We start from the raw sequence: 24,870 nt of genomic DNA, 5'->3' as shown, positions 1-24,870 counted from the left end.
CACTCCGGCCGGCCGGCGGGAGGTCAGCGCCTCAGTTGCCGCGTCCGATCAGCAGCAGGAGGTGGACAGCGAGCCGGAGACGCCCAGGTCGGCCTCGCCGAGGATCTCCTCGCCGTCCGGGGTCGCGGCCACGATGACGACGATGGACGCGCCCATGTCGGGCAGCGCGACACCGTCGCCGGCCTCCAGGACCTCCAGCTCGGTGACGTCGAAGGCGCCGAAGTCGATGCTCATGCGGACTCTCCTCTCGGTTCGTGGCGAGGACGCTGGCCGTCCTCGCGACGGCAATCAGCTTCCGGGTCGGGAGATCCACTCGGCAAGCGACTGACGCGACATCAACTTGCCGTCCGGCGGCAGGTTTTGACGCGGCACGGAGCAGCAGCCGACGGCCCGCGGCGCCCTTGCCGGGCATCGGAACGCAGCAAACCGGTCATCTCCCCCTTGCAGTTTGCTGCCAACGAGCGCTCCGGTGCCCCGTCGGCTCTGGACGCCGTCGGGGCCGACCTCGCAGAGTCGGTGATCGGCCTGGCGCCGCACCCGCTCCCGCTGCCCTCCTGCCGCCGATCCGGCCGGGCACCCAGCTTCAGAATCGGAGCCATCGTGATCCAAGCCCAGGGACTGACCCGAAGCTTCCGCACCCGCTCGGGCCCCGTGGAGGCCGTCGCCGGCGTCGACCTGTCGGTCGCCGAGGGCGAGGCCGTGGGCTTCCTCGGCCCCAACGGGGCCGGGAAGACCACCACCGTGCGGATGTTGTGCACCCTGCTGCGGCCCACCTCGGGCACCGCCACCATCGCCGGACTGGACGTGGTGGGGCAGCGGGCCGAGGTCCGCCGGCAGATCGGCTACGTCGGACAGAGCGGCTCCGGCGGCGACCACCGCGCGGGCGACGAACTGCGCACCCAGGCACAGTTGCAGGGGATGACGGCGGCGCGGGCCGCCGAGCGGGCCGCCGAGAGCGCCGAACGCTTCGAGCTGACCGAGCTGCTGGACCGCCCGTGCGGGCGGCTCTCGGGCGGGCAGCGCCGCCGTCTCGACCTGGCCCTCGGCCTGGTGCACCGGCCCCGGGTGCTGTTCCTGGACGAGCCGACCGCCGGGCTCGACCCGCAGTCCCGGGCCAACCTGTGGGAGCACCTGCGGGCGCTGCGCGCCGAGCAGAACCTCACCGTCTTCCTCACCACGCACTACCTGGAGGAGGCGGACGGGCTCTGCGACCGGATCCTGGTCATCGACGGCGGGAGGATAGTCGCCGCCGACACCGCCAAGGCGCTGAAGGACCAGATCGGCGGTGACGTGATCATCCTGGAGACCGAGCAGATCGGCGACTGCGCCGCCGCCGCGGCCCGGGTGCTGCCCGACTGCCGGCCGGACGTCACCGCCGAGCGGGTCCACCTGCACTGCGCCGACGCGCAGCGCAGGCTGCCGGAGCTGCTCAGGGCACTGGACGCGGCCGGGGTCGTGCTCGCCTCCGTGGAGGTGAAGCGGCCCAGCCTGGAGGACGCCTTCCTGCGGCTCACCGGCCGCTCGCTGCGCGAGGACCGCCCCACCGCGGGTTCGGCGGTGGCCCGGTGAGCACCTTCCGCACCAGTCTGGTCATCTTCCGCCGCTCGCTGCGGTACACCCTGCGCAACCCCGCCTGGGTGGTCATGAGCCTGGTCCAGCCGCTGCTCTACCTCGTGCTGTTCGGCCCGCTGCTGTCCAAGCTGGCCGCGGTACCGGGGTTCGGCGACAACCCCTGGCGGGTGTTCGTCCCCGGCCTGCTGGTCCAGCAGAGCGTGTTCGCCTCCGCCTTCGTCGGCTTCGGCGTGATCGCCGAGATCCGCTCCGGCGTGCTGGACCGGATGCGGGTGACCGCCGCCGGTGAGCTGGGCCTGCTGCTCGGCCGGGTGCTGCGCGACGCGGTGGTGTACGCCGTCCAGGGCGGCCTGCTGGTGCTCGGCGCGGTGGGGCTGGGGCTGCGCGCCTCGCTCCCCGGGGTGCTGCTGTCCTTCGTGGTGCTGTGCGTGCTCGGCCTGGCGATGTCGGCGCTCTCCTACGGGATGGCGCTGCGCATCCCCGCCGAGGACGTCTTCGGGCAGCTGATCAACTCGCTGACCCTGCCGACGCTGCTGCTGTCCGGCGTGCTGCTGCCGATGACGCTCGCCCCCGGCTGGCTGTCCGGCCTGTCCCGGGTCAACCCGCTGACCCACGTGGTGACCGGGGTGCGGGAGCTGTTCGCCGGCCGGCTCGCCTCCACCGACGCCCTGACCGGCGCGGCGGTCACCCTCGGCCTGGCCGTCCTGACCGTGTGGTTCGGGCTGCGCTCGGTCCGCGCCGCCGACCGCTGACCCGTCGCCGACCCCGCCGACCCCCGCCGACAGCGACCCGCACCCGCCGGCCGGCCACCCCGCAGAAGGGAACCCCCGTGCCCCTCGGCACCACCGCGCCACCCGCCCCCGGACAGCTGACGCGCCACCGGCTCGGCAACGGGCTCACCGTCGTCCTGCTGCCCGACCCCGAGGTCCCGGCGGTCGCGGTCGCGGTCGGCTACGACGTCGGCTACCGCAGCGAGGCCCGCCCCGGCTTCGCCCACCTCTTCGAGCACCTGATGTTCCAGGGCAGCTCCTCGCTGCCGAAGCTCGCCCACGCCGAGCGGGTCCAGGCCGCGGGCGGCGCCTTCAACGCCGTGACCCAGCGCGACCACACCTGCTACTACCAGGTGGTGCCGGCGCAGGCGCTGGAGCTGGTGCTGTTCCTTGAGGCCGACCGGATGCGCGGCCCCCGGATCACCCCGGAGACCATCGCCAACCAGGTCGCGGTGGTCACCGAGGAGATCAACCAGAACTTCCTCGGCCGCCCCTACGGCGGCTTCCCGGCCTTCGCCCTGCCGCCGGTGCTGTTCCGCGACGAGGCCAACAGCCACAACGGCTACGGCGACACCCGCTCGCTGAGCGGGGTCAGCCCCGAGGAGTGCGAGCGGTTCTTCGCCGACCACTACGGCCCGGGCGGCGCCGTCCTGGCGATCAGCGGCGCCTTCGACCCGCGGCACGCCCTCGACCTGGCGCACACGTACTTCGGCGCGCTGCCGGCCCGCCCCGGCCCGCCGCGCCGCGACCACGCCGAACCACCGCCGGACCAGGAGCGCGCCCACACCCTCACCGACCGGCTGGCCCCGCCGCCGCGGTCGCGGTCGGCTGGCGCTGCTCCCCGCCCGGCAGCCCCGAGCACCTGGCCGACCTGCTGGTCGCGGCGCTGCTCGGCGACCCGCAGCACGGCCGGCTGCGCCGCACCCTGGTCCGCGACGGGCAGGCCACCCAGGCCGCGGTCCTGCCCTCGCTCACCGGCCAGGCCTTCGACGCCCGCGCCCCCGAGGCGCTGGTCGCCACCGCGGTCTGCGCACCCGGCCGCACCACCGGCGAGCTCGCCGGGCTGATCCGGCGCCAGCTCGCTCTGCTCGCCGAGCCGGACGGCTTCGACGAGGCCGAACTGGCGCGCGCCGTGCGGCGGCTCAGCGCCGCCTGGTACAGCGAGACCGACCCCGTCGCCGCCCGGGCCCGGCGCGCCGCCGCCTTCGAGGTGCTGTTCGGCCGGGCCGAGCTGGTCGCCGAACTGCCCGCGCTGCTCGCCGCCGTCGACGCCGGACGGGTCCACGCCGCCGCGGCCGCGCTCGCCGCCTGCCCGCCCGCTGTCCTCGGTGTCGAACCCGCCGGAGGCCGCCCGTGACCACCGCCCCCGTCGTTCCCGTGGTGCCGCGACCGGCCCCGGGCCGCCCGCCGGAGTACCGCGAGGCCACCCTGCCCAACGGCCTGCGGGTGCTCGCCGCCCGGCGCGCCGCCGTCCCGGTGGTCGAACTGCGCCTCGCGGTGCCGTTCGGCGGCGGCACCGCCGAGCACGCCGCCGAGGCCGAGCTCCTCGCCGCCGCCCTGACCTGCGGCGCGGCCCGCCGCGACCGCGCCGCCGTCGAGGACGTCCTCGCCGAGTACGGCGGCAGCCTGCGGGTCGAGGCCCGGCCGGAGCGGCTCAAGGTCACCGCCCGGCTGCTCAGCGAGGGGCTGCCGACCCTGCTCGACCTGCTCGCCGACCTGCTCACCGGGACCGCCTTCCGGGCCGCCGAGGTGGAGACCGAACGGGCCCGGCTGCTCCAGCGGGTCCAGCTCGCCGGCCGGATGCCGCAGTACGCGGGCCGTACCGCCCTGCTGCGGCACTGCTTCGGCGAGCATCCCGCCGCCCGGGAGACCCCCGAGGCCGAACTGGTCCGGGCCGTGGCCGTGGACACTCTGGCCTGGCGCCGCGCCGAGGGGCTGCTCCCCGAGGGCTCCACCCTGGTCCTGGTCGGCGACCTGACGCCGGAGCGGGCGCTCGCCGCGGCCGGCCGGGCGCTGGCCGGCTGGACCGGCCCCGGCCCGGCCCGCGAGATGGCCAGCCCCCCGCGGGTCGCGGGCGGCCCGGTCGTCGACGTCCGGATGCCCGGTCTGCGGCAGGCCGAGGCCCGGCTCGCCGCGCCCTCCCTGCCCCGCACCGCCCCGGGCTTCGGCGCCCTGCACCTGGCCGAACTGGTCTTCGCCGGGTACTTCTCCTCCCGGCTGGTCCGCTCGCTGCGGGAGGAGGCCGGCTACGCCTACAGCGCCCGCTGCGCCGTCCTCGAACTCGGCGCCACCGCCGTCAACCTGGTCCAGTTCGGTGTCGACCCCCGGCACCGCGACGCGTCCCTGGACCGCACCTTCGGCGTGCTGGAACGGCTCAGCGGCGCGCAGCCGCCCACCCCGGCCGAGGTCGAGGCCGCGGCCGGGTACAGCGCGGGCATCCGGGCGATCTCCCTGGCCACCCAGACCGGCCTGGCCGACGCCCTGCTCGACACCGCCGTGCGCGGCCTGCCGCCGGCCTGGCTGTCCGAGTTCCCGGCGTCCCTCGCGGAGGTGACGGTCGACCAGGTCGCCGAGGCGGCCCGCGTCCACCTCGATCCCGGCGCGTTCACCGGGATCGTCCTCCAACCCTGACCCGTCCCCGCTCCCCCGCTCCCGGAGGTACTCCGTGCGTTTCGGCCTGTCCTTCCTGCCCGACTCCACTCCGGAGACCAAGTCGCCCGCCACGTACTACGACGAGGTGCTGGCGCTGTCCCGGTACGGCGACGAGGCCGGCCTGGACTACGTCAAGATGACCGAGCACTACCTGCACCCCTACGGCGGCTACTGTCCCAGCCCGCTCACCTTCCTCACCGCCGTCGCCGCGCAGACCACCGACATCCGGCTGATCACCGGCTGCGTGCTCCCGGTCTTCCACCACCCCGTGCAGCTCGCCTCGTCCATCACCATGGTGGACGCGATCAGCCACGGCCGGCTGGAGGTCGGCTTCGCCCGCGCCTACCTGCCACACGAGTTCCACGCCTTCGACGTGCCGATGGACGGCAGCCGTGCCCGCTTCGAGGCGGTGGTCGCCGCGGTCGCGCGGATGCTCCGGGAGGAGGGCGTCGACGAGCGGACCCCCTACTTCACCCTGCGCAACGCCACCGTGCTGCCCCGCCCCACCCAGCAGGACGGCCCGCCGTTGTGGATCGCCGCCGTCCAGTCGCCGGAGAGCTTCCGCCGGATCGGCGAGCTCGGCCACGGCCTGCTGATCACCCCCACCGGGCGGGAACTCGACACCGCCATGGTCGAGCTGTACCGGCGGACCTACGCCGAGCACCACCCCGACTCGGCGCCGCGCGTGATGGCCAGCCTCCCGCTGGTCGTCGCCGAGACCGACCAGGAGGCCCGGGCCGTCGCCGACCCGCACCTCAACCGCTACCTGGAGGTGTGGAGTTCCGCCCTCGACCCGTGGGACGAGACCGTCTCCAAGGACTACCACCAGTACACCGGCCTGGCCGCCTCGATCCGCACCCTCAGCGCCAAGGACCTGCGCGCCAACGGCAGCGCCGTCGTCGGCTCCCCCGAGCACGTCGCCGAGCAGATCGGCCGCTTCCAGGAGCGGATGAACGTCGACGGGCTGCTCTGGCAGGCCGACTTCGGCGACTTCGGCGGCGCGGCCGCACTGCGCAGCACCGAGTTGTTCGTCGAGAAGGTCCGGTCGCAGTTCCCGGGGGCGGCCCGGTGACCACCACGACCGCCGGCACCGTGGCGCTGAACGCCACCGCGGTGCTGCGCGACGGCCAGGTCCGCTACCGGGTCGTCGCGCCCGACCGCACCCTCGACCTCGCCGTCACGGCCACCGGAACCGTCCGGACCCTGGTGGCGCTGAGCGCGCTCGGCACCGCCGGCCGCGACCGGCTCACCGCCGCGCTCGCCCGGCGGCTCGGCCCGGGCCCGGCCGAAGCCGCCGTCACCGCGGGCCTCGACAGCGGGCTGCTGCTGGCCTCCCCAGCGGACACCGCCGCCGACAGCTCCAGCCCTGCCCCGCCGGCACCTCCGGCGCTCCCGGCCCGCTCGACCCCGGACCGCTCCGGCACCACACGCTCGCCGCGCCCCCGAGGGCTACGCCGCGGCCTTCGCCGACCTCGCCGCCCTGCTCCCGCTGCTCGGCCTGCTCGACCGCGGCCACGACATCCGGGCGCTGCTCACCGTCGCCTTCACCGACCGCCACAGCCGCGGCGGCTCCGCCCCGCTGGTGGACTGCGCCGCCGACCTGCTCGGTGTCGTCCACCGCCGGTCGGGCCGGCTCGACGCCGGCAGCGCCGAGGAGTTCGGCCCGGCCGACGGCTCGCTCACCGCCCTGCTCACCGCCCGCGCCCGCGCCACCGCCGGCCTGCCCGAGCTGCCCGCCGGCACCGACCCGGAACGGCCCGTCCCCGAGCTGCCGGCCCGCTTCCAGGAACCGCCCGGCGGCTACCAGCTCCTCACCGCTCCCCAGGACGGCCGGCTCGCCCTGCTCGGCGCGGGCACCGCCGGGCCGCCCGCCGACCCGGCCCCCGACCCCTGGTACGAGGCCCGGCTCAGCCACCGCCCCGAGACGGACACCCTCGCCGTCACCGACCAGGACGGCCGCCCGCTCACCGTCGCCTGCCCGCCCTCCCGCCCCGCCTGGCGGCTGCCCGCCCCTGTCCAGATCGCCGCCTGGCTCTCCGGCGCCGCGCGCCTGCGGATCGAGCTGCCCGCCCGGCTCCCCGGCCGGCCCCGGATCGGCCGGACCCTGCTCGGCTCCGGCGAACCGGTCGCCGAGCGGTGGCTGGTCGACTGCGGAAGCCGGCCCCGGTGAACCGGCTGAAGCTCCGGCCCGGTTGCCACTTCGCCCCGGTGCCGCAGGGCCTGCACTGCTCCTTCCACGGCGCCTCCTTCGTCGTCCGCGGCCCCGCCGCCCTGTTCGACGCCCTCGACCGCGAGCTCGGCCCGCTCAGCGACGGCGCCGACCCGGCCGACCTCGCCGACGGACCGTACGGCCCGCTGCTCGCCCGGCTGCTCCCGCTGCTGGCCGAGCGGGGACTCCTGCTCGACCTGGACACCGCGGGCGGCCCCCGCCCACCGACCCCCGCCACGAGGAGATCGTCGCCCACCTGGAGGAGCACGCCGACCGCCCCTACGCCCTCTACCACCGGCTCCGCCGCACTCCCGTCACCGTCACCGGCACCGGCCCCGCCGCCGACGCCGCCGCCCGCTCCCTCACCCGCCTCGCCGTCGGCACCGCGAACCCGCCGGGCGGGGCGGCGGAGGTCACGGTGCGGGTGCTGGCCGAGTCCGCCCCGGCGGCCTCGCCAGACGGTGCGCCCGCCCCGCACCCGGCCGACGGAACGGCGGCTCCGGCCGAGCCCCCGTCACCGGGCGCCGTCCTCCCCGTCTCCGTCGGCCCCCGGCACGCCGTCGTCGGTCCGGTGCTGGACGATCCCGACCAGGTCGCCGGCTTCCGCGCGGCGGTACGGCGGGTGGCGGGCTGGCTGGCGGTGCTGCCGCAGGGGCCGGTACCGATGCCGGTGGGAGCGGTGCTCGCCGGTTCCCTGGCCGCCCGGCGCGTGGCCGACCGGATCACCGGCCTGGTGCCCGTCGACGGAATGCTGGTGGTCCACGGCCCGACCGCCGAGGTGACCGCCGTCGACCTCCCGGACGGGGCCGCCCCGTCCGGCTGGCGGCCGCTCGACCCGGACGAGCCGCCCGGCGACACCGATCCGGCCGTACTGACCGAGCCGTGGCGGGGCCTCGGCGCGTGGCTGGACCGCGCCGGGCCCGAACGCCGTCGCCCGGTCGCCGCGGTCGCGCTGCGTCCGGTCACGCCGATCGGGGCGGCGGCGCTGACCGGCTGGGGCGAGGACACCGCGGCGGCCCGCCGGCACGCGCTGCTCGCCCTGCTCCGCCACCACGCGGACGGCGCCCCGGCGCTGCCGCCCTGCCCGGACGGTGACCCCGCCGAACCGGCCTGCGCGGGCACCACCCCCGCGCACGCCGTCCTCGACGGCCTGCTCCGCGCGCTGGCCCCGAGGGTGCTCGGCACCCCCGGCCGGGCCCTTCCGCCGTCCGGCCTGGAGCACCCGGCCGCCCGCGCCCTGCACAGCGCGCTCGCCGACTACCACGACCGCCGCTTCGACCTGACGGTCCACCGGCTCGACGACACCGCCTGGCACCTGGTCGCCGCCCACTCTCCGGAGGGCGTCCCCCTCGCCGCCGAGTGGGGCCCGAGCCCGGCGTCAGCCGCCTACGCCGTCCTCGGGACGCTGTTCACCGCGCAGACCACGGGCGGCACCCACCCGTCGACCGGCACCTGGTGCGTGGAGCACCTCACCGCGCCGGCGCTGACCCGCTCGCTGAAGGGCCTGCTGGCCGTCCACCCGGTCTCGGCCCGGCGGCCGGCCGCCGACCCGGTACTCGGGCCGCTGCCGTGGACCTGCGCCCGGCTCCGCCTGCTCTGACCCCGCCCCCTCCGACCGCCGCCCTCCGACCGCCGACGTCGGACCGCCGACGTCGGAACCGCCCCTCCGACCGCCGCCCCCGGACACACCGCCCGCGACCGCCCACCCCGAAGGAGCCCTGGATGTCCTCCGCCCCCACTCCCCCGCCCGAAGCGGAGGTGCTGCGGTTCGCGCTCGCCCAGGGCCCGCTGCGGGGCCTGCTCCTGGACCCGATCGCGGTGGACGAGCGGGTCGCCACCACCGCGCTGCTGCCACCGGCGGCGGCGCGCGGCAGGGAGCTCCGCCCGCTGCCGGCCGGGACGTTCCGGCTGCTGGAGGAGCTGCCGTTCGGCGGCGGACCGGTCACGCGGCAGCCCCCGGACCGGCTCGGCCACCTGCTGGTCGCGGCCCTGGGCATGCAGCGCCGCGAGCCGTCCAACCCGGCCAACGACCACCGGGCGGTGGCGTCGGTCCGCAGCAAGTTCCCGGTGCACGTACTGGTGGTGGGCGCGGACGGCCGGGCCGGGTACCTCGACCTGTACCGGCACGCCCTGGTGGCGGTGGACGCCCCGGTGCCCGCGGAGCTGCGGCCGCCGGAGGCGGCGGTGCGGGTGGTGCTGGCCGCCCGGCCGACCGATCTGCCGACGCCCTACGGCATCCTGCGGCGGGCGCTGGGCGACCTGGAACTCGGCATCAACCTGCGGGCCGTGGTGACGGCCGCCGAGCTGTTCGGCTGTCCGGCGACGGTTCAGAGCACCGGCCCGGAAACGGCCGCGGCCGAACGGCTGATGGCGGACACCGGTCCCGGCTGCTGGTCGGTGCCGGTGGTGGTGACCCTGCACGGCACGGGGCCGTTCGGGCCGTTCCACGCGACGGCCGACGACCGCCCGGTCACCGCCGAGCAGAACGCGCTGCTGCCCGGCTCCGCCGCCCACCCCACCCTGACCGGATCGGCGCCGGTGGCCGGGCAGCGCCGCACCGCACCGGACGCCGCCGCCGTCCCGGCCGCGGCGCTGCCCAAGTCGGCCGGCGGGCAGGACGGCCGCGACGGGCAGCCGTCCTGGGCGGAGGTGCTGTGGAACCGCGGCGCGGGCCGGGTCCCGTCGCCGCTCACCGGCTTCTCGGTACGGCCGGGCGGCAGCACGGCCGCCGAGGTGGACTCGCTGGCGGCCTGGGCGGGCGTGCCGGTGCCGCCCGGGCCGCTCACCGCCGTCCGGGAGGCGGTGTCCGTCCACGTGGTGCTCCAGCGCACCGCCGGCCTGCCCGACGGCCACTACCGGGCCGCGCCGGACGGCGGACTCGCCCTGGTCCGGCGGGCGGAGGGCCTGGCCGCGGAGCTGGAGGAGGGCTTCGGCTATCCGCTGGCCCCGGGCAACGACCGCGGGGTCCGGCACGCCTCCTCCCTCTGGTTCTGCACCGTGGACCTGGAGAAGCTGATCGACCGCCAGGGCCCCGCCGCCTGGAGCCTGCTCCACCTCGCCTGCGGCTGGCTGGCGCACGGGCTGAGCCTGGGAGCCGCGGCGCAGGGCCGCTTCGCCCGCCCGGCCCGCTCCTTCGACGAGCACCTCGTCGGCCGCCTGCTGGAGCTGCCGGACGGGGAGTACCCGGTGCTCCTCACCATCTGCGGCCGCACCCGCTACGCGGAGCCGTACCTGGACCTGCGCGTCTGACCCGGGCGCGGCCGACCGGACGCGGCCGACCCGAGCCCCGCCGGTCCGGCAGCCCCGAAGCGGCCCGCCCGGACCGGGGCGCGGGACGCGGACGGCGCCCCGGTGCTGGTGGACGCCACGGGCGCGGGCCCGCCGCACGGGGTCAGAGCCAGTAGGCGACGGAGCCGTCGGGCTGCACGCCCGTGTGCGGGTCCGGCTGCGGCGGGTGGACCGGCAGCGGGTCGAGCAGGGCCGCGACCGCGGCCACGAAGTGGGGCTCCATCAGGCTGAGGAACCGGAAGCGGGGGTCGCGGACGTTCACCGTGAGGAACACGTCGTCGCGCATGCCCTGCTGCCTCGCGCGGCGGTACAGCGAGCGGCGGCGGATGTTCGCCCAGGCGTAGACGTCACCGTCGGCGCTGACGGCCCATCGCGGGCCGGTGCCGGTCGTCCCCTTGCCCCACTCCGCGCCCACGACGCACATCTCGTCCGTGCGCCGCACCACGGTGAGGTCGTTGATGGATTCCGGCGCGTCGTAGCGGCGGAACACCTGGGCCCCGTGGGCGCGGGCCAGCGTGTGGAACTCGCTGGCGAGCTGCCTGAGCCGGGCGGCGTCCCTCTCGGCGGCGCGCCGCTGTCCGGCCTGCCGAGCGGCCTCGGCCTCGGCCGCCTGCCTCAACTGCTGTGCCCGCGCTGCAGCTTGACGTTCCAGATCGGACATCCACGCCTCCCCCGGCCTGTGGACGCCAGTCAAGCAGCCTCCCCGCGGCGATGGCCAGAGGTGCGGCTCACCCCGGTGCGGCCCGCCCCGGGGCCGCACCGCCCGGCAGACGCACGGCGGTTGTCGCGCGCCCCGGCGCTCCGGGGTGCGCGGCAGCGGGGCGAGTGGTCGGGCTCGGGGACGGGGGCGGCCGGCGGCAGCCGCCCCCGCGCGGTCAGCGGCCCCGCGTGCGGGGGGCGTCGTACTGCTCGTCGGTGACGTGCTCCAGCCAGGTGGTCTCGGGGCGGTCGTCGTCGGGCGCGGTGCCGTCCCACAGGGCGAGGTGCTGCATGAAGCGGTCCCCGGTGGCGCCGTGCCAGTGCTCCTCGCCCGGCGGGCAGCTGACGGTCTCGCCCGGGTGGGCCTCGAAGACGACCCCGTCGCGGGTGCCGACCAGGGCGGTGCCCGCCACGACGTGCAGGGTCTGGCCGACGGCGTGGTGGTGCCAGGCGGTGCGGGCGCCGGGTGCGAAGCGCACCATGTTGGCGCGCAGCCGGGAGGGCTCCTGGCCGGCCTGGATGACGTCGAACCAGACGTCACCGTTGAACCACTCCTGCGGGCCCTTGCCGGTCGGCTTGGGGCTGACGAACTCCACGGTTGTTCCTTGCTCTCGTACGTCTGCGGGGGGGGTGGGGCCGGGGTGGCGGTCAGCGCTCCATCATGCGCATCTGGGCCTCGTTGTGGGTGTCGCCGGCGGCCGGGGGGAGGCTGGTGAGCTGGGCGAGCTGCTCGTCGGTGAGCCGGACGGCGTCGGCCGCGGCGTTCTCCTCGACGCGGGCCACCCGCCGGGTGCCGGGGATGGGGGCGATGTCGTCGCCCTGGGCCAGCAGCCACGCCAGCGCGACCTGGGCCGGGGTGGCGCCGACCCCGGCGGCGACGGCGGCGACCTCGTCGGCCAGGCGCAGGTTGTGCTGGAAGTTCTCGTCGGTGAACCGCGGGTTGTCGGCGCGGAAGTCGGTGGCGGCGAACTGGTCGGTGGAGCGGATCGTGCCGGTCAGGAAGCCGCGTCCCAGGGGCGAGAAGGGGACGAAGCCGATGTTGAGTTCGCGCAGCACCGGCAGCACCCGGGCCTCGGGGTCCCGGGTGAACAGCGAGTACTCCGACTGGACGGCGGTGACCGGGTGGACGGCGTGGGCGCGGCGGATGGTGTCGGGCCCGGCCTCGGACAGGCCGATGTGGCGGATCTTGCCCTGGGTGACCAGCTCGGCCAGGGCTCCGACGGTCTCCTCGATGGGCGTGCCGGGGTCGACGCGGTGCTGGTAGTACAGGTCGATGTGGTCGGTGCCCAGGCGCTTGAGGGAGCCCTCGACGGCGGCGCGGACGCTGGCCGGGCTGCTGTCGGCACCGCCCTCCCGGCCGGTGTGGGAGATCAGGCCGAACTTCGTGGCGAGCACGACCTGGTCCCGGCGGCCCTTGAGCGCGCGGCCGATCAGCTCCTCGTTGGTGAACGGGCCGTAGACCTCGGCGGTGTCGATGAAGGTGACGCCCAGCTCCAGGGCGCGGTGCACGGTGCGGACGGACTCCGCGTCGTCGGTGCCGGCGCCGGTGTAGCCGTGGGACATGCCCATCGCGCCCAGCCCGATACGGGCGACCTCAAGGCCACCCAGCTTGATGTGCTTCACGGTTCCTCGCTTCTTGAAGGGTTCTGACGTCCCCGGAGTGTGATCGGTCAGGTGTACCCGATCATGCTTCCTCCCCCGCGGAGGGGGCCGGGGCGATGTCGTCGACGGCGGCCAGGGCGTTGAGGGTGCGGGGGTAGCCGATGAACGGGAGCAGCGCGGTGAGGACGGCGATCAGGGTGCTCCGGTCGTTGCCGACGCGCAGGTTGGCGGCCACGTGCCCGCGGACCTGGGCGTCCGCGCCGCCGAGCGCGGCGAGCATCGCGAGGGTGAGCAGCTCGCGGGTGGGGACGTCGATGCCGGTGCGGGTGTAGTGGTCGCCGAAGCAGTTGGCGCTGAGCAGCTCCTGGATGTGCCGCAGGTCCGCGGGGGCGTCGGCGTGCATCGCCGCCACCCGCTCCTCGCCGACGATCCGCCGCTGCACGGCCAGGCCGTCCGCGGCGCGGGTGGCCGGGGTGGTGGTGGACTGGCCCGGCAGCGGCAGGTCCACGCCCCGCTCGGCCAGCACGTCGTTGGTGGCGTGCAGGACGTCGAGGACGCGGGCCATGCCGGCGTACGGCACGGCCTGGTACACGATCTCCTTGGCCTCCACCGGGGTCACGCCGAGGGTGAGCGCGGCGCCGAGCAGCGCCCGGTGCCCGGCGACCGCGCCGACGGCTGCCGTCGCCGCGAGCTGTGCCATCAGGCGGGTGCGTTCGGGCAGTCCGGCGGTGTGGCGCGGGACCTCGCCGAAGGCGAAGCCGTCGAAGTACCCGACCAGCTCCGGGTCGGTGGCCGCCAGGGTGGAGAGGCCGCCGGGGAACAGCCGCCCGTGCGCGGCGATGGCGTCGTCGTCGGGCTCGCGCGCGGTCACGGTCACGGCCGCACCAGCACCTTGAGGTTGGCGCGGGTGTCCATCAGCCGGTAGGCGTCGGCGACCTGGTCCAGGCCGACCTCGGCGTCGAAGACCTTGCCGGGGTCGATGCGGCCCTCCAGGACGTCCGGGATCGCCTGCTCGATGTAGGCGCGCACCGGTGCCGGGCCGCCGGTGAGGCCCGCGTTCTTCCCGAACAGCGATCCGAAGCCGACCGGGGCCTCCTCGTACTGCGGCACGCCGACCCGGGAGATGACCCCGCCGGGGCGCACGATGCCGTACGCCTGCTCGTAGGCGGGCATCAGCCCGACGGCCTCCAGCACCACGTGGGAGCCCTCGCCGCCGGTCAGCTCCATGACCTTGGCGACGCCCTCCGCGCCGCGCTCGGCGACCACGTCGGTGGCGCCCCACTCCAGGCCCAGGTCCGTGCGGACCTTGTGGCGGCCCATGAGGATGATCCTGCCCCGCCCTTCGGCGTCGGGCGTTCCGGCGCCCATCCGCCTGGCGGCCAGCACCGCGGACAGGCCCACCGCGCCGTCGCCGATCACGGTGACGGTCCTGCCGGGCCCGACGCGGCCCATGTGCGCGGCGTGGTAGCCGGTGAGGTAGACGTCGCTCAGGGTGAGCAGGGACGGCAGCAGGGCCGGGTCCACGTCGTCGGGGAGCTTCACCAGCGTGCCGTCGGCCTGCGGGACCCGGACCGCCTCGGCCTGCGCGCCGCCCACGCCGCCGGCCCCGTACCAGCCGCCGCGCGGGCACGCCGTGTGGAAGCCGTCGCGGCAGATCGGGCAGGTGTTGTCGGAGTACGCGAACGGCGAGACGACGAAGTCGCCGCGCTTGAGGCCGCGCACCTCCGAGCCGGTCTCCTCGACGACCCCGAGGAACTCGTGGCCCATCGGCGCGCCTTCGCCGGACGGGTCCATGGAGTGGTAAGGGTGCAGGTCGGAGCCGCAGACGCAGGCCAGGGTGACCCTGACGACCGCGTCCGTCGGCGCCACGATCCGCGCGTCGGGCACGTTCTCCACCCGGACGTCGCCGGGGCCGTACATGAGGGTTGCTCGCATCGCAGGTCTTGCCTCTCGAACCAGTTCGTCGTATCTCGCGGCACCGCCGGTCCCCACCCCCGCCGGCCTGAGCCGGCCGGGGCCCGCGGGCACCGCTCCACACCTTCGAGCCTGCCTCAGTCCGTCTCGTCCAGGCAGGTCGCGATGGGCCGGGGACTGGCCAGCGGGGGCGTGACAGGGCCCCCCTCCCAGGCGTGTCGCGGTTGCGCCGACGCGGCTCCGGTGTCACCGTCGCCGTGGCCCGGACGGCAGGACGACAGGACGGCAGGACGGCAGGACGGCAGGACGGCAGGACGGCAAGGGTGTGCGCCGGTCGGACACCGGGCAGGAGCGGCAGGACGGGGCACCGCCCCGGGGGCCCCGGCCGGTCAGCCCGTCCGGTCAGCCGGCCAGGCGGCGCTTGCTGAGCCAGGCGACCATCTCGGGGTCGTGGTGGTCGAAGAACTGCGTCGTGCCGGTCTCCAGGGCCGCGATCTCGGCCATCTGGCCGCCGGTGAGCTCGAAGTCGAAGACGTCGAGGTTCTGCGCCATCCGGTCGGGGTTGACCGACTTCGGGATGGTGACGACGCCGCGCTGGATCAGCCAGCGCAGCACGACCTGCGCGACGGACCTGCCGTGCGCCTCGCCGATCCCGCTCAGGACGGGGTGGGTGAACAGGCCGTTCTTGCCCTCCGCGAAGCCGCCCCAGGACTGGTGCTGGACCCCGTGGTCGCGCATGAGGTCCTGGTAGGCGGTGCGCTGGAAGAACGGGTGGGTCTCGATCTGGTTGACCGCCGGCGGGATCTCGTTGTTGAAGACCAGGTCCAGGAGCCGGTCGGGGTAGAAGTTGGCGACGCCGATCGCCCTGGCCAGGCCCTCGCGGTTCAGCTCCTCCATGGCCCGCCACTGGCCGTACACGTCGCCGAAGGGCTGGTGCATCAGGTACAGGTCGACGTGGTCCAGGCCCAGCTTGTGCAGCGAGGTCTCGAAGGCGCGCCGGGTGTTCTCCTGCGCGGGCGCGTCCTGGACCCACAGCTTGGTGGTGACGAACAGCTCCTCGCGCGGGATGCCGCTGGCCCTGACGGCCCGGCCGACGGCCTCCTCGTTGCCGTAGGCCGCCGCCGTGTCGAGCAGGCGGTAGCCGACCGCGAGGGCTTGGGAGACGGCCTGCTCGGTCTGCTCGGCCGGGATCTGGTAGACGCCGAAGCCGAGGATCGGCATCTCGACGCCGTTGTTCAGGGTGACGTGCTGCATGGGCTCTTCCTTGTCGTGCGGGTGGGTGCCAGAAGGGTCAGAGTGTTCGGAAGGCTCAGGGGCTCAGAGGGTGATGAGGGCCTTGAGGACGCGGCGGTCGGCCATGGCCTGGTAGGCGTCCGGGGTCTGGTCGAGGGTGAAGCGCTGGTCGAAGACCCGGCCGGGCTGGATCGTGCCGTCCAGGACGTCGGGCAGCAGCTCCTCGATGTAGGCGCGGGCCGGGGAGACGCCGCCGGTGAGGGTGATGTTCCGCATGATCATCGACGGGCCGATGGGGCCCTCCTCGTACTGCGGGACGCCCAGGCGGCTGATGGTGCCGCCGTCCACGACGGTGCCGAACGCCGCGTCGAGGGCCTGCCGGGCGCCGACGGCCTCGATCACCTTGTCGACGCCGGCTCCGCCGGTCAGGTCGCGGACACGGGCGATGCCCTCGTCGCCGCGCTCGGCGACGACGTCGGTGGCGCCGAACCCGCGGCCGAGGTCGGTACGCGCGGTGTGGCGGCCCATCAGGATGATCCTTTCGGCGCCCAGGCGCCTGGCGGCGATGACCGCGCACAGGCCGACCGCGCCGTCCCCGATCACCAGCACGGAGTCGCCGTGGCCGACACCCGCGGTGACGGCGCCGTGGTGGCCGGTGCCCATCACGTCGGACAGGGCCAGCAGGGAGGGCAGCAGCGCCGAGTCCACGCCGACGGGCAGCGTGACCAGCGTGCCGTCGGCGTGCGGAACGCGCACCGCCTCGCCCTGGCCGCCGTCCACGCCGTCGAACCCGTACCGGCCGCCGTGCCGGCATGAGGAGTGCAGGCCCCTGCGGCAGAAGTCGCAGGTGTTGTCGCAGTACGTGAACGGAGCGACGACCAGGTCGCCGGCCTTGACGCCGGAGACGTCGGAACCGGCCTCCTCGACCACGCCGACGAACTCGTGCCCCATGGGCCGACCGGTGTCGGTGGCGGGCATCGACGCGTACGGCCACAGGTCGCTGCCGCACACGCACGACAGCACGACCCGGACGACGGCGTCGGTGGGCTGCTGGATCTTCGGGTCGGGACGGTCCTCTATGCGGACGTCGCCGGCGCCGTACATCACCGCTGCACGCATGGAATGGGCTCCTTGCTCTCGGGGGCCGCCGGTCTCCGGCGGCAGAACTGTTCGTGTCGGGGGTCCGGCCGGGTCCTGTCGGCCGGGAGGGGATGGCGGGAAGGGGATGGCGGGGAGGGTGGACGGTTGGGCGGAGGTGGCTGGGATCAGCGTCCGAGCATCCGGCGCCCGGCTTCGGCGGACTCCGCCACGTCGGTCCCGGGGTGGTCGGTGCGGCTGCGGGAACTCCCCGTGGCGCAGAGGCCGGTCCGGGAGACACCAAGATCGAGCAATTTGACGCACTTCACGGCATTTCCTCCCCTTTGGTCATGTTTCGGTTCAGTCTGTGCCGCGGGAGGCCGGCTCCCGGGCAGGCGCGGCGCCGGGCCGGGGTCAGGCCCGGGTGGCGGGCCTGGGTCAGGCCCGGGTTGCGGGCCGGAGCAGGAAGCTGGCCGCGGTGGTGAGCAGGACCGCTCCGGCGGCGACCAGCAGGCTGGTCTCCAGTCCGGCCGCCAGGCGGCCGCGACCGGCGATCAGCGCGCCGAAGACCGCCACCGCGAGCGCTCCGCCGACCTGGCGGGAGGTGTTCAGCACGCCGCTTGCCGTGCCGGCCTGCCGGGCGGGCACATGGTCGAGCAGCAGGGAGGTCAGGGCGGGGACGGCCAACGAGCCGCCGGCGCCGACCGGGACCATCGCCGCGACCAGCAGCCAGGTCGGCGCGGAGGAGGGAACCAGCGCCAGCAGGACCAGGCCGGCCGCCATGGCCACCTGCCCGGTGACCACCGGCATCCGGGCGCCGAACCGGCCGGCGAACCACGCCGCGGTCGGGCTGACGAACGCCGTCAGCACCGTCATCGGTACGAACGCCAGCCCCGTGGCCAGCGCCGACATCCCCCTGGCCTGCTGGAGGTCCAGGCTGAGCAGGAAGATCATGCCGTAGAAGCCGACGTTGAGCGCGAAGCCGATCGCCGCCGAGAGCACCATGGTGCGCTCGCGCAGCAGTGGCAGCCCGACCATGGGGTGCCGGCCCCGCGCCTGCGACAGCGTGAAGACGGCGGCGGCGGCCACGACCGCGACGCACGCGGCGGTCACGGGTAGGGCGGTGAAGCCGTCGGCGCCGGCCTCGATCGCCGCGAAGGTGAGCGCGCCCATCGCCACCACCGCCGAGAGCTGCCCCGTCCAGTCGAACGGCGCCCGCAGCGCACGCGGCGGGTGCGGCGGGTGCGGAGTGCGGGACAGGAGGACCAGGGCGACCAGGCCGACGGGCAGGTTGACGAAGAAGATCAGCCGCCAGTCGACCTGGCTGAGGAGGCCGCCGGCGACCGGACCGGCCGCCGAGCCTGCCGAGCCGCCCAGCGCCCACACGGAGATCGCCTTCGCCCGGCTGCCCGCGTCCGGGAACGCCTCCCGGATCAGTGCCAGCGAGGAGGGCACGATCACCGCCGCTCCGCCGCCCTGCACCAGCCGCGCGGCGACCAGCACCCCGAGGTTCGGCGCCAGCCCGCACGCGGCCGAGGCCGCCACGAACACGGCCAGCCCCACGGCGAAGGTACGGCGGGCACCCAGCCGGTCGCTCAGCGAACCCGCCGACAGCAGCAGCGCGGCGAACATCAGCGTGTAGCCGTCGACCACCCACTGCTGCCCGGTGATGTCGCCGCCCAGGCTGGTCCGGATCGACGGCAGCGCCACGTTGACGACCAGGGCGTCCAGCGTGATCACGAAGAAGCCCAGCAGCGCGGCCCCCAGCGCCGCGGCGGCGCCGGGACGGCGCGATGCCGGGGCGTTGTGTACGGGTGCGGCGGTCGCGCTGACGGGGACGGACACGGGGCGAAGCTCCTGGTCAGGGTGGGTGACGTGGTGACGTCATCCACCCTGGAGGCTCGCGGGCCCGACAGGCAGACCGGGTTCTGCAGGGGGGTGGCCAGCGGGGGTACGGCAGGGCCTCCCTCGCGGACACCGCCCGGGTGGCCGCGTTGCGACACTGGGAGGATGGCACCCGAGCAGCACACCGTCGGCGACGAACTCGCGCGCTTCCTGCGCGCCCGCCGCACCCAGACCAGCCCCCAGGCGGTCGGCCTCACCCCCGGGCCCGGCGTCCGGCGCACCCCCGGGCTGCGCCGCGAGGAGCTGGCCACGCTGGCCGGGGTCAGCATCGACTACTACACCCGGCTGGAGCGCGGCAAGGAGACCCGCCCCAGCCCCGCCGTGGTCGACGCCCTCGCCCGCGCCCTGCGCCTCGACGACGCCGAGCACCACCACATGCGCGAACTCGCCGCCCGGTCCGCACGGTACGCCCAGCAGCCGCCCCCGCCCAGCCGCACCGTCCGCCCGCACCTGATGCTGCTCCTGGAGGCGATGCGGCCGAACCCGGCCTACGTCATCAGCCGCGGCATGGACCTGCTCGCCTGGAACCCCGCCGGCCTGGCCCTGTACGCCGGCATCGCCGGCTGGCCCGCGAGCCAGCGCAACCTCGCCCGCTACTTCTTCCTCCACCCCGCGGCCCGCGAGCTGTTCCCCGACTGGGACACCCAGGTTCGCGGCTGCGTCGCCCGGCTGCGCGCCGAAGCCGGAATGAACCCCGACGCCCCCGACCTCACCGGCCTCGTCGGGGAACTCCTCCTCAAGAGCCCCGACTTCGCCAAGCTCTGGGAACGCTACGAGGTCATCGGCCACAAGAAGATCCAGAAGACCTTCCACCACCCCGCGGTCGGCGTCCTCACCCTCAGCAGCCAGAGCATGCACCTGGAGGGCACCCCCGGCCAGCGCCTCGGCGCCTACACCGCCGAACCCGGCACCCCCGACCACGACGCCATGCTCCTCCTCGACCGCACCGCGCCCGAGCCCCCGGCGCCCCCCGTCCGCCCGGGCACGGACCGCTCCTCGCGCTGACACCCGCGCTGGTACCCACGCCGCGCGGTGGGGACAGCCCAGGGGCCGGGTGCGGCCCCTCGCCCGGGACGGCCCCGCCGGCGCGGTCGCCGGAACGGCTCCGCCGCGGGGCCGGCCGCGTCACGGGTCCGGGGGCGTCACGGAGCGGGCCGCGTCACGGGCGGGGTTTGCGCGCGAACACCCAGCGGTTGCCCTCCAGCGCGTCGTTCTGCTCGGGCAGCGGTCCGCGGCCGTGCCGCCGGGTGAAGTCGAAGGGGGTGTGGACCGAGGTGGCCCAGCCCCTGGCCGACAGGGCGCCCGCGGAGTCGGGCCGGGGCTGCCGGTCGAACAGCGTGAGGAGGTCGATGCCGATCTGCTGGTGCGTCGCGACGTAGAGCGGGCTGGTGCGGTAGTCCAGCAGGTCCCGCTCCAGCTTGACCTCGAACGCCAGGGCGCCGCCCGCCGTCGTCAACCGGTCCACCATGTCGATCAGGTACGTCTCGGCGGCGTGCGGCAGGTAGAACAGCAGGCCCTCGGCCAGCCAGACGCTCGGTGCGGCCGCGTCGAAGCCGGCGCCGGTCAGCGCCCCGACCCAGTCGTCGCGCAGGTCGACCGGGATCGGCACCCGCTCCGCCTTCGGGGCGGCGGACAGTCCGGTGAGCACCCGGTGCTTGAACGCCAGCACCCCGTCCCTGTCGATCTCGAAGACCACGCAGCCCTCCGGCCAGTCGAGCCGGAACGCCCGGGTGTCCAGTCCCGCCCCGAGGAGGACCACCTGGCGGGCCCCGGCCTCGCGCACCGAGCGGTGCAGGAAGTCGTCGAGGACTCGGGTGCGCAGACCGAAGTAGCGGGCGAACCGCCCCCACAGAGGGTTCGCGTCCCCGTCCGGGACCTGCTCGATACGGAGCGGCCAGTCCGCGCAGGCCGGTGCGGCCCGCACGAAGTGCTCCGCGTAGGCGTCCTGGGCCAGGCTGTCGGCCCGACAGGTCTCGATCGCCCGTGCCGCGGCCACCATGAGCGCGGTCAGGCCGACGCCCCCCTGCACGTCCTCCACACCGGTGTTCTGCTGCGCCGTGCCGACCATGTGTGCTCCCTTGGTATGAGTGAGGGCCCCGCGTGCCGGATCGCCCCCGCGTGCCGGATCGCCCCCTCGTGCCGGATCGCCCGCGCGTGCCGGACGGCCCGCTGCACCGTGGGCCGTCCGGGGCGGCACGGTGACCGCGCGCCCGGACCGGTGCTCTTCGCCGTCACCGCCCCCTCCCCTCCGGAATCAGCACGGGCTTGACCACCCGGCCCTCGTCGCAGTCCCGTTCGGCCTCGTTGATGCCGCCGAGCGGGTACGTGCGGATCAGTTCGTCGAACGGAAACCGCCCGGCCCGCCACAGGCCGATCAGCCGCGGGACGAGCAGCCCCGGCACCGCGTCCCCCTCGCAGATGTGGGAGATCCGCCGCCCCCGGTCCAGCGCCCCCACCTCCAGTCGCAGCGCGCTGTGCAGCCGCGCCACCAGCCCGAGGTGGCCGAGCGGGCGCAGTGCCCGCAGCGCGTCGTTGATCAGCCGGTCCGAGCCGGTGGTGTCCAGCGCGTACTGCGCGCCGCCGTCGGTCAGTTGCCGGACCCGGCCGGGCAGTCCGCCGGCCGCGGCGTCCAACGCGATCGCACCCAGCCGCTCCGCGAGAGCCAGCCGTTCGGGGTACCGGTCGACGGCCACGGTCAGCGCCCCGGCGGCGGTGGCCGCCATCACCGCCGCCAGTCCCACCGCGCCCGCGCCGAAGACCGCGACGGTGTCGCCCGCGCCCACGCCGAAGGAGTGGAAGACCGCGCCCGCGCCGGTGAGGAACCCGCAGCCGAGCGGCCCGAGCAGTTCGAGGGGCAGCGAGGGATCGACCCGGACGGCGTTGCGGGCCGGGACCATCGCGTAGTCGGCGAACGACGACTGCCCGAACCACCGGGGCGCCAGCCCGCCCCCGGCCGCGTCCGTGAACCGCGCCGCGTTCTCCGTGCGGCCGCCGAAGAGGTTGAGCGAGGCGAAGGAGTCGCAGTACGCGGGGGCGGCGCCCCTGCAGTTCCGGCAGTGTCCGCAGGAGTCGAAGCTCAGCACGACGTGGTCGCCGACGCTCAGCCCGGTGTCGGGCCCGCCCGTCTCCACGACGACCCCGGCCCCCTCGTGGCCGAGCACCGCGGGCAGCGGCGAGCGGCCCGCCGAACGCCGCACCGCCAGATCCGTCCGGCACATCCCGCTGCCCGCGACCCGCACCAGGACCTCCCCGCCGGCCGGTCCCGAGTCCAGGACCACCTCCTCGACGGCGAACCGGCCCTCGTACGAGCGCAGCACCGCCGCGTCGAACCTCAGCGCCACGCCTCCACCTCCGACCCGGAGCCGGATTCGGGCTCCATGGGGCGGTGCAGGACGAACGGCTGGAGGTTCCCGTACAGCCCCCACGGCCCGCCCGCCACGCCGACGCCGCTCTCCTTGGTGCCCGCGAAGGGCTGGGCGAGGGACAGTTCGGCGTGGTGGTTGATCCACGCCGTCCCGCACTCCAGCCGGCCGGCCACCGCCTCCGCCCGGTCGAGGTCGGTCCCCCAGACAGAGCCGCCCAGCCCGAAGCCGGTGGCGTTGGCCGCCGCGACGGCCTCGTCGAGGTTCCCGTACGGCAGCACCGGCAGTACCGGTCCGAACTGCTCCTCGACCACCACCGGGCTGCCGGAGGGGACGTCGGCGAGGACCGTCGGGGCGAAGAAGTAGCCCGGCCGGTCGAGCCGGTGGCCGCCGGCCGCGGCTCTGGCACCGTCCGCGAGCGCGCGGGCGGTGCAGCCCTCCACCCGGGCCAGCTGGGGGGCGTTGTTCAGCGGCCCCATCCGGGAGTCCGGGTCGAGCCCGGCGCCGACGACGACGGACTTCGCGCGCTGCGCCAGGGCCTCGACCACGTCGGCGTACAGCCGGGCCGGAGCGTAGACGCGTTTGACCGCCATGCAGACCTGCCCGCAGTTGCGGAACGCCGCCCAGAACAGCCGGTCCGCGATCCGCTCGACGTCCACGTCGTCCAGCAGGACGGCGGCGTCGTTGCCGCCCAGCTCCAGGGTGACCCGGGCGAGCGAGGCCGCCGCGCCGGCCGCCACGGCCCGCCCGGTGGGGATCGAACCGGTGAAGGTCACGTGGCGGATGCCCGGGTGGGCCGCGAGGCGGGCGCCGAGGGGTTCGCGACCGGTGACGACCGTCAGTACGTCCTCGGGCAGGGCGGCCGCGACGACCGACACCAGCAGGCGCGCGGCCAGCGGCGTGAACGGCGAGGGTTTGAGCACCACCGTGTTGCCCGCGGCCAGCGCGGGCGCGAACTTCGCGGACGCCAGCTGGATCGGGAAGTTCCACGGCACGATCGCGGCGACCGGCCCGAGCGGACGCCAGCGGACCTCGCTGCGCACCGGCCGGCCGTCGGCGATCGGCACCCGTACGGGGTCCAGTCCGGCGAAGTAGCGCAGGCGGGCCGCCGCGCGGGCGACCTCCGCGTACGACTCCGTCAGCGGCTTGCCCTGTTCACGGGTGAGCAGGGGCGCGAGGTCGGCGCCGGCCGCCTCCACCGCGTCGGCCGCCGCGAGCAGCGCGGTGCTGCGGGCCGCGGCGTCGCTCCGCCAGCCGCGCCAGGCCGCGCGGGCCCGGTCGACGACGGCGTCCAGCTCGTCCGGCCGCTGGTCGGGGGCCTCGTCGAACGGCTCCCCCGTGGCGGGGTCGAGGACCGCGAAACGCCCACCTCGGCCCCCCGGCGCGCCGCCGAACTCCCGTGCCCCGCCGGCCTCCCGCCCGCGCGGCGGCTGGTGCCCCGGCATGCCGGCGGTCATCCCGCGGCGGGGACGGCGGCCGTGTGCTCCCGGGCGTGCCGGTCCATCTCGGCCCGGAAGGCGGCCACCAGGTGCGGCTGAATCCTGCCGGTGTTGCGGTCGCCGCCCTCGCAGACCGCGCCGCGCACCCCCACGATGTCCGTGCCGATCCGGGTCAGCGCGCCGAGATCTCCCACCTTGACGCTGCCGGCGAGGGCGGCGAGCAGGTCCGCCTCGTGGGCGAGCCGGACGAACTCCCCGCAGACGTCCGGCGGAACGTGGTCGAACAGCCCGCTGCCGTCCTTGACCGCGGTGTCGAGCATGGCCGCGTCGGAGCCGGAGCGCCGGGCGATGTCCGGCAGCGTGAGCGGGTTGACGCAGCCGATCCGGTGGGCGTCGGCGTAGCCGGAGGCCACCACGAACGCGTCCGGCCGGTAGTCCTTCACCGCCCGGACGACCCCGCGCATCACCTCGACGGCCTGTTCGGTCGTCGTGCACCCGTAGAGGCCGACCTTGATGTACGAAGCCCCGGACACCACCGCGCCGAGCGCGGCCTGGGCCACCGTGCCGGGCTTGTACGGTACGTCGCCCACGGTGGCGGACACCGGTTTGTCCGCCGGGACCGCGCCGCGGATCTCCCTGATCACCCACGGGAAGTTCGCGCCGAGCGATCCCTCGTCGGGCTTCTTGACGTCGACGATGTCGAGGTGCTCGGCCGCCTTCGCGCAGTCGAGGGCCTCCTCGACGCTGTCCGGGGAGATGAGAAGCAACAACGGGGACTCCTTTTCTCGCGCATGTCCGCCTGCCACACGTCGGTGCCGCGGACACCGCCCGGATCTTCACGTGCGGTCCGCTCATCATTACGGCGGCCCCAGGACCACGGGCAGAGCGCGCGGGACCCGTACGGGTCACTGCCCTCACCGGTCCGCGCCCTCCCGGCGCGCCGTCCACGCCGGTCCGAACCGGCGGCCGTCCGAACCGGCGGCCGTTCGAGTCGGCGGCGCGGCGTCACGAGGGCGTCCCCGCGGGCCTGCCGTCTTCTGGTCGGGCACCTCGCCGAACCAGCGGTGTTTGTACGGGTAATGAGGCATATAAGGGACGCGCTCCGGGTATCCCGACAGCAGCTGTCACGCTGGGCCCGGAGGAGGGGT

22 protein-coding genes and 1 pseudogene are annotated in these 24,870 nt (G+C 75.5%); 10 read left to right on the top strand and 13 right to left on the bottom strand.

The window, feature by feature from the left end; all coding sequences use genetic code 11:
- Window positions 1-48: 48 nt before the first annotated feature.
- A complete protein-coding gene (locus tag BS72_RS26680; RefSeq protein ID WP_037914258.1) occupies window positions 49-234 on the bottom strand; it encodes a hypothetical protein in 186 nt (61 codons plus the stop codon).
- A gap of 366 nt (window positions 235-600) precedes the next feature.
- On the opposite strand from BS72_RS26680, the gene BS72_RS26675 reads away from it, so the two are divergent.
- The 9 genes and pseudogenes from BS72_RS26675 (at window position 601) to BS72_RS26635 (ending at window position 10,452) form a co-directional block, all read left to right on the top strand.
- Window positions 601-1,569, top strand: coding sequence for an ATP-binding cassette domain-containing protein (locus BS72_RS26675; RefSeq protein ID WP_037917809.1), 969 nt, complete (start codon window positions 601-603; stop codon window positions 1,567-1,569).
- Complete coding sequence (locus tag BS72_RS26670; protein WP_037914254.1) at window positions 1,566-2,324, top strand: ABC transporter permease; 759 nt, start codon at window positions 1,566-1,568, stop codon at window positions 2,322-2,324. The genes BS72_RS26675 and BS72_RS26670 overlap by 4 nt, the downstream gene beginning before the upstream one ends.
- A pseudogene (locus tag BS72_RS34770) lies at window positions 2,285-3,426 on the top strand (M16 family metallopeptidase); the annotation flags it as partial. The gene BS72_RS26670 and the pseudogene BS72_RS34770, both read left to right, overlap by 40 nt.
- Window positions 3,427-3,474: 48 nt before the next feature.
- On the top strand, window positions 3,475-3,699 hold the full coding sequence (locus tag BS72_RS37505; protein WP_051951741.1) for a hypothetical protein: 225 nt from the start codon (window positions 3,475-3,477) through the stop codon (window positions 3,697-3,699).
- A complete protein-coding gene (locus BS72_RS26660) occupies window positions 3,696-4,973 on the top strand; it encodes a M16 family metallopeptidase (protein ID WP_051951740.1) in 1,278 nt (425 codons plus the stop codon). The genes BS72_RS37505 and BS72_RS26660 overlap by 4 nt, the downstream gene beginning before the upstream one ends.
- Before the next feature lie 34 nt (window positions 4,974-5,007).
- Window positions 5,008-6,066 carry an LLM class flavin-dependent oxidoreductase gene (locus tag BS72_RS26655; protein WP_051951739.1) on the top strand — a complete coding sequence of 353 codons (1,059 nt, stop codon included), beginning with the start codon at window positions 5,008-5,010 and terminating at the stop codon, window positions 6,064-6,066.
- Between the two features lie 510 nt (window positions 6,067-6,576).
- Complete coding sequence (locus BS72_RS26645) at window positions 6,577-7,164, top strand: hypothetical protein (protein WP_037914249.1); 588 nt, start codon at window positions 6,577-6,579, stop codon at window positions 7,162-7,164.
- A 457-nt stretch (window positions 7,165-7,621) separates the two neighbouring features.
- Entirely contained in the window at window positions 7,622-8,803 is a 1,182-nt protein-coding gene (locus tag BS72_RS26640) for a hypothetical protein (RefSeq protein ID WP_037914246.1), read from the top strand.
- 122 nt (window positions 8,804-8,925) lie between these two features.
- Window positions 8,926-10,452 (top strand): hypothetical protein, encoded by a 1,527-nt coding sequence (locus tag BS72_RS26635; protein WP_051951738.1) that lies wholly within the window; start codon window positions 8,926-8,928, stop codon window positions 10,450-10,452.
- Window positions 10,453-10,594: 142 nt separating this feature from the next.
- Here the strand turns inward: BS72_RS26635 and BS72_RS26630 are convergent, their stop codons facing one another.
- The 8 genes from BS72_RS26630 to BS72_RS26595 form a co-directional block, all read right to left on the bottom strand.
- On the bottom strand, window positions 10,595-11,152 hold the full coding sequence (locus BS72_RS26630; RefSeq protein ID WP_157856337.1) for a hypothetical protein: 558 nt from the start codon (window positions 11,150-11,152) through the stop codon (window positions 10,595-10,597).
- Window positions 11,153-11,366: 214 nt separating this feature from the next.
- Window positions 11,367-11,786, bottom strand: coding sequence for a (R)-mandelonitrile lyase (locus BS72_RS26625; protein WP_037914241.1), 420 nt, complete (start codon window positions 11,784-11,786; stop codon window positions 11,367-11,369).
- A 52-nt stretch (window positions 11,787-11,838) separates the two neighbouring features.
- Window positions 11,839-12,813 carry an aldo/keto reductase gene (locus tag BS72_RS26620; protein ID WP_037914238.1) on the bottom strand — a complete coding sequence of 325 codons (975 nt, stop codon included), beginning with the start codon at window positions 12,811-12,813 and terminating at the stop codon, window positions 11,839-11,841.
- Between the two features lie 61 nt (window positions 12,814-12,874).
- A complete protein-coding gene (locus BS72_RS26615; RefSeq protein ID WP_198545957.1) occupies window positions 12,875-13,669 on the bottom strand; it encodes a carboxymuconolactone decarboxylase family protein in 795 nt (264 codons plus the stop codon).
- A complete protein-coding gene (locus BS72_RS26610) occupies window positions 13,666-14,727 on the bottom strand; it encodes an alcohol dehydrogenase catalytic domain-containing protein (protein WP_198545956.1) in 1,062 nt (353 codons plus the stop codon). The genes BS72_RS26615 and BS72_RS26610 overlap by 4 nt, the downstream gene beginning before the upstream one ends.
- Window positions 14,728-15,108: 381 nt before the next feature.
- A complete protein-coding gene (locus BS72_RS26605; protein WP_037914232.1) occupies window positions 15,109-15,960 on the bottom strand; it encodes an aldo/keto reductase in 852 nt (283 codons plus the stop codon).
- A gap of 63 nt (window positions 15,961-16,023) precedes the next feature.
- On the bottom strand, window positions 16,024-17,058 hold the full coding sequence (locus tag BS72_RS26600; RefSeq protein WP_198545955.1) for a zinc-binding dehydrogenase: 1,035 nt from the start codon (window positions 17,056-17,058) through the stop codon (window positions 16,024-16,026).
- A gap of 396 nt (window positions 17,059-17,454) precedes the next feature.
- Complete coding sequence (locus BS72_RS26595; protein ID WP_037914227.1) at window positions 17,455-18,861, bottom strand: MFS transporter; 1,407 nt, start codon at window positions 18,859-18,861, stop codon at window positions 17,455-17,457.
- 165 nt (window positions 18,862-19,026) lie between these two features.
- On the opposite strand from BS72_RS26595, the gene BS72_RS26590 reads away from it, so the two are divergent.
- Complete coding sequence (locus BS72_RS26590) at window positions 19,027-19,926, top strand: helix-turn-helix transcriptional regulator (protein ID WP_037914225.1); 900 nt, start codon at window positions 19,027-19,029, stop codon at window positions 19,924-19,926.
- 154 nt (window positions 19,927-20,080) lie between these two features.
- Here the strand turns inward: BS72_RS26590 and BS72_RS26585 are convergent, their stop codons facing one another.
- The 4 genes from BS72_RS26585 to BS72_RS26570 form a co-directional block, all read right to left on the bottom strand.
- Window positions 20,081-20,989, bottom strand: coding sequence for a class I SAM-dependent methyltransferase (locus BS72_RS26585; RefSeq protein ID WP_037914224.1), 909 nt, complete (start codon window positions 20,987-20,989; stop codon window positions 20,081-20,083).
- Window positions 20,990-21,152: 163 nt separating this feature from the next.
- Complete coding sequence (locus BS72_RS26580) at window positions 21,153-22,256, bottom strand: NAD(P)-dependent alcohol dehydrogenase (RefSeq protein WP_037917794.1); 1,104 nt, start codon at window positions 22,254-22,256, stop codon at window positions 21,153-21,155.
- Entirely contained in the window at window positions 22,253-23,728 is a 1,476-nt protein-coding gene (locus BS72_RS26575) for an aldehyde dehydrogenase family protein (protein ID WP_051952041.1), read from the bottom strand. Before BS72_RS26575 ends, BS72_RS26580 begins: the two co-directional genes overlap by 4 nt.
- 8 nt (window positions 23,729-23,736) lie before the next feature.
- The gene (locus BS72_RS26570) at window positions 23,737-24,492 is read right to left on the bottom strand and encodes a (5-formylfuran-3-yl)methyl phosphate synthase (RefSeq protein WP_051951737.1); all 756 of its coding nucleotides are present in this window, start codon (window positions 24,490-24,492) and stop codon (window positions 23,737-23,739) included.
- Between the last annotated feature and the right edge of the window lie 378 nt (window positions 24,493-24,870).

Source organism: Actinacidiphila yeochonensis CN732 (assembly GCF_000745345.1).
GTDB classification, from domain to species: domain Bacteria; phylum Actinomycetota; class Actinomycetes; order Streptomycetales; family Streptomycetaceae; genus Actinacidiphila; species Actinacidiphila yeochonensis.
This window is presented reverse-complemented; position numbering and strand designations above follow the sequence as displayed.

Coding starts and splice junctions, on each gene's coding strand:
- BS72_RS26680 (WP_037914258.1), bottom strand. CDS start 234: ATGAGCATCGACTTCGGCGCCTTCGACGTCACCGAGCTGGAGGTCCTG.
- BS72_RS26635 (WP_051951738.1), top strand. CDS start 8,926: ATGTCCTCCGCCCCCACTCCCCCGCCCGAAGCGGAGGTGCTGCGGTTC.
- BS72_RS26630 (WP_157856337.1), bottom strand. CDS start 11,152: ATGTCCGATCTGGAACGTCAAGCTGCAGCGCGGGCACAGCAGTTGAGG.
- BS72_RS26610 (WP_198545956.1), bottom strand. CDS start 14,727: ATGCGAGCAACCCTCATGTACGGCCCCGGCGACGTCCGGGTGGAGAAC.
- BS72_RS26605 (WP_037914232.1), bottom strand. CDS start 15,960: ATGCAGCACGTCACCCTGAACAACGGCGTCGAGATGCCGATCCTCGGC.
- BS72_RS26600 (WP_198545955.1), bottom strand. CDS start 17,058: ATGCGTGCAGCGGTGATGTACGGCGCCGGCGACGTCCGCATAGAGGAC.
- BS72_RS26590 (WP_037914225.1), top strand. CDS start 19,027: ATGGCACCCGAGCAGCACACCGTCGGCGACGAACTCGCGCGCTTCCTG.
- BS72_RS26585 (WP_037914224.1), bottom strand. CDS start 20,989: ATGGTCGGCACGGCGCAGCAGAACACCGGTGTGGAGGACGTGCAGGGG.
- BS72_RS26575 (WP_051952041.1), bottom strand. CDS start 23,728: ATGCCGGGGCACCAGCCGCCGCGCGGGCGGGAGGCCGGCGGGGCACGG.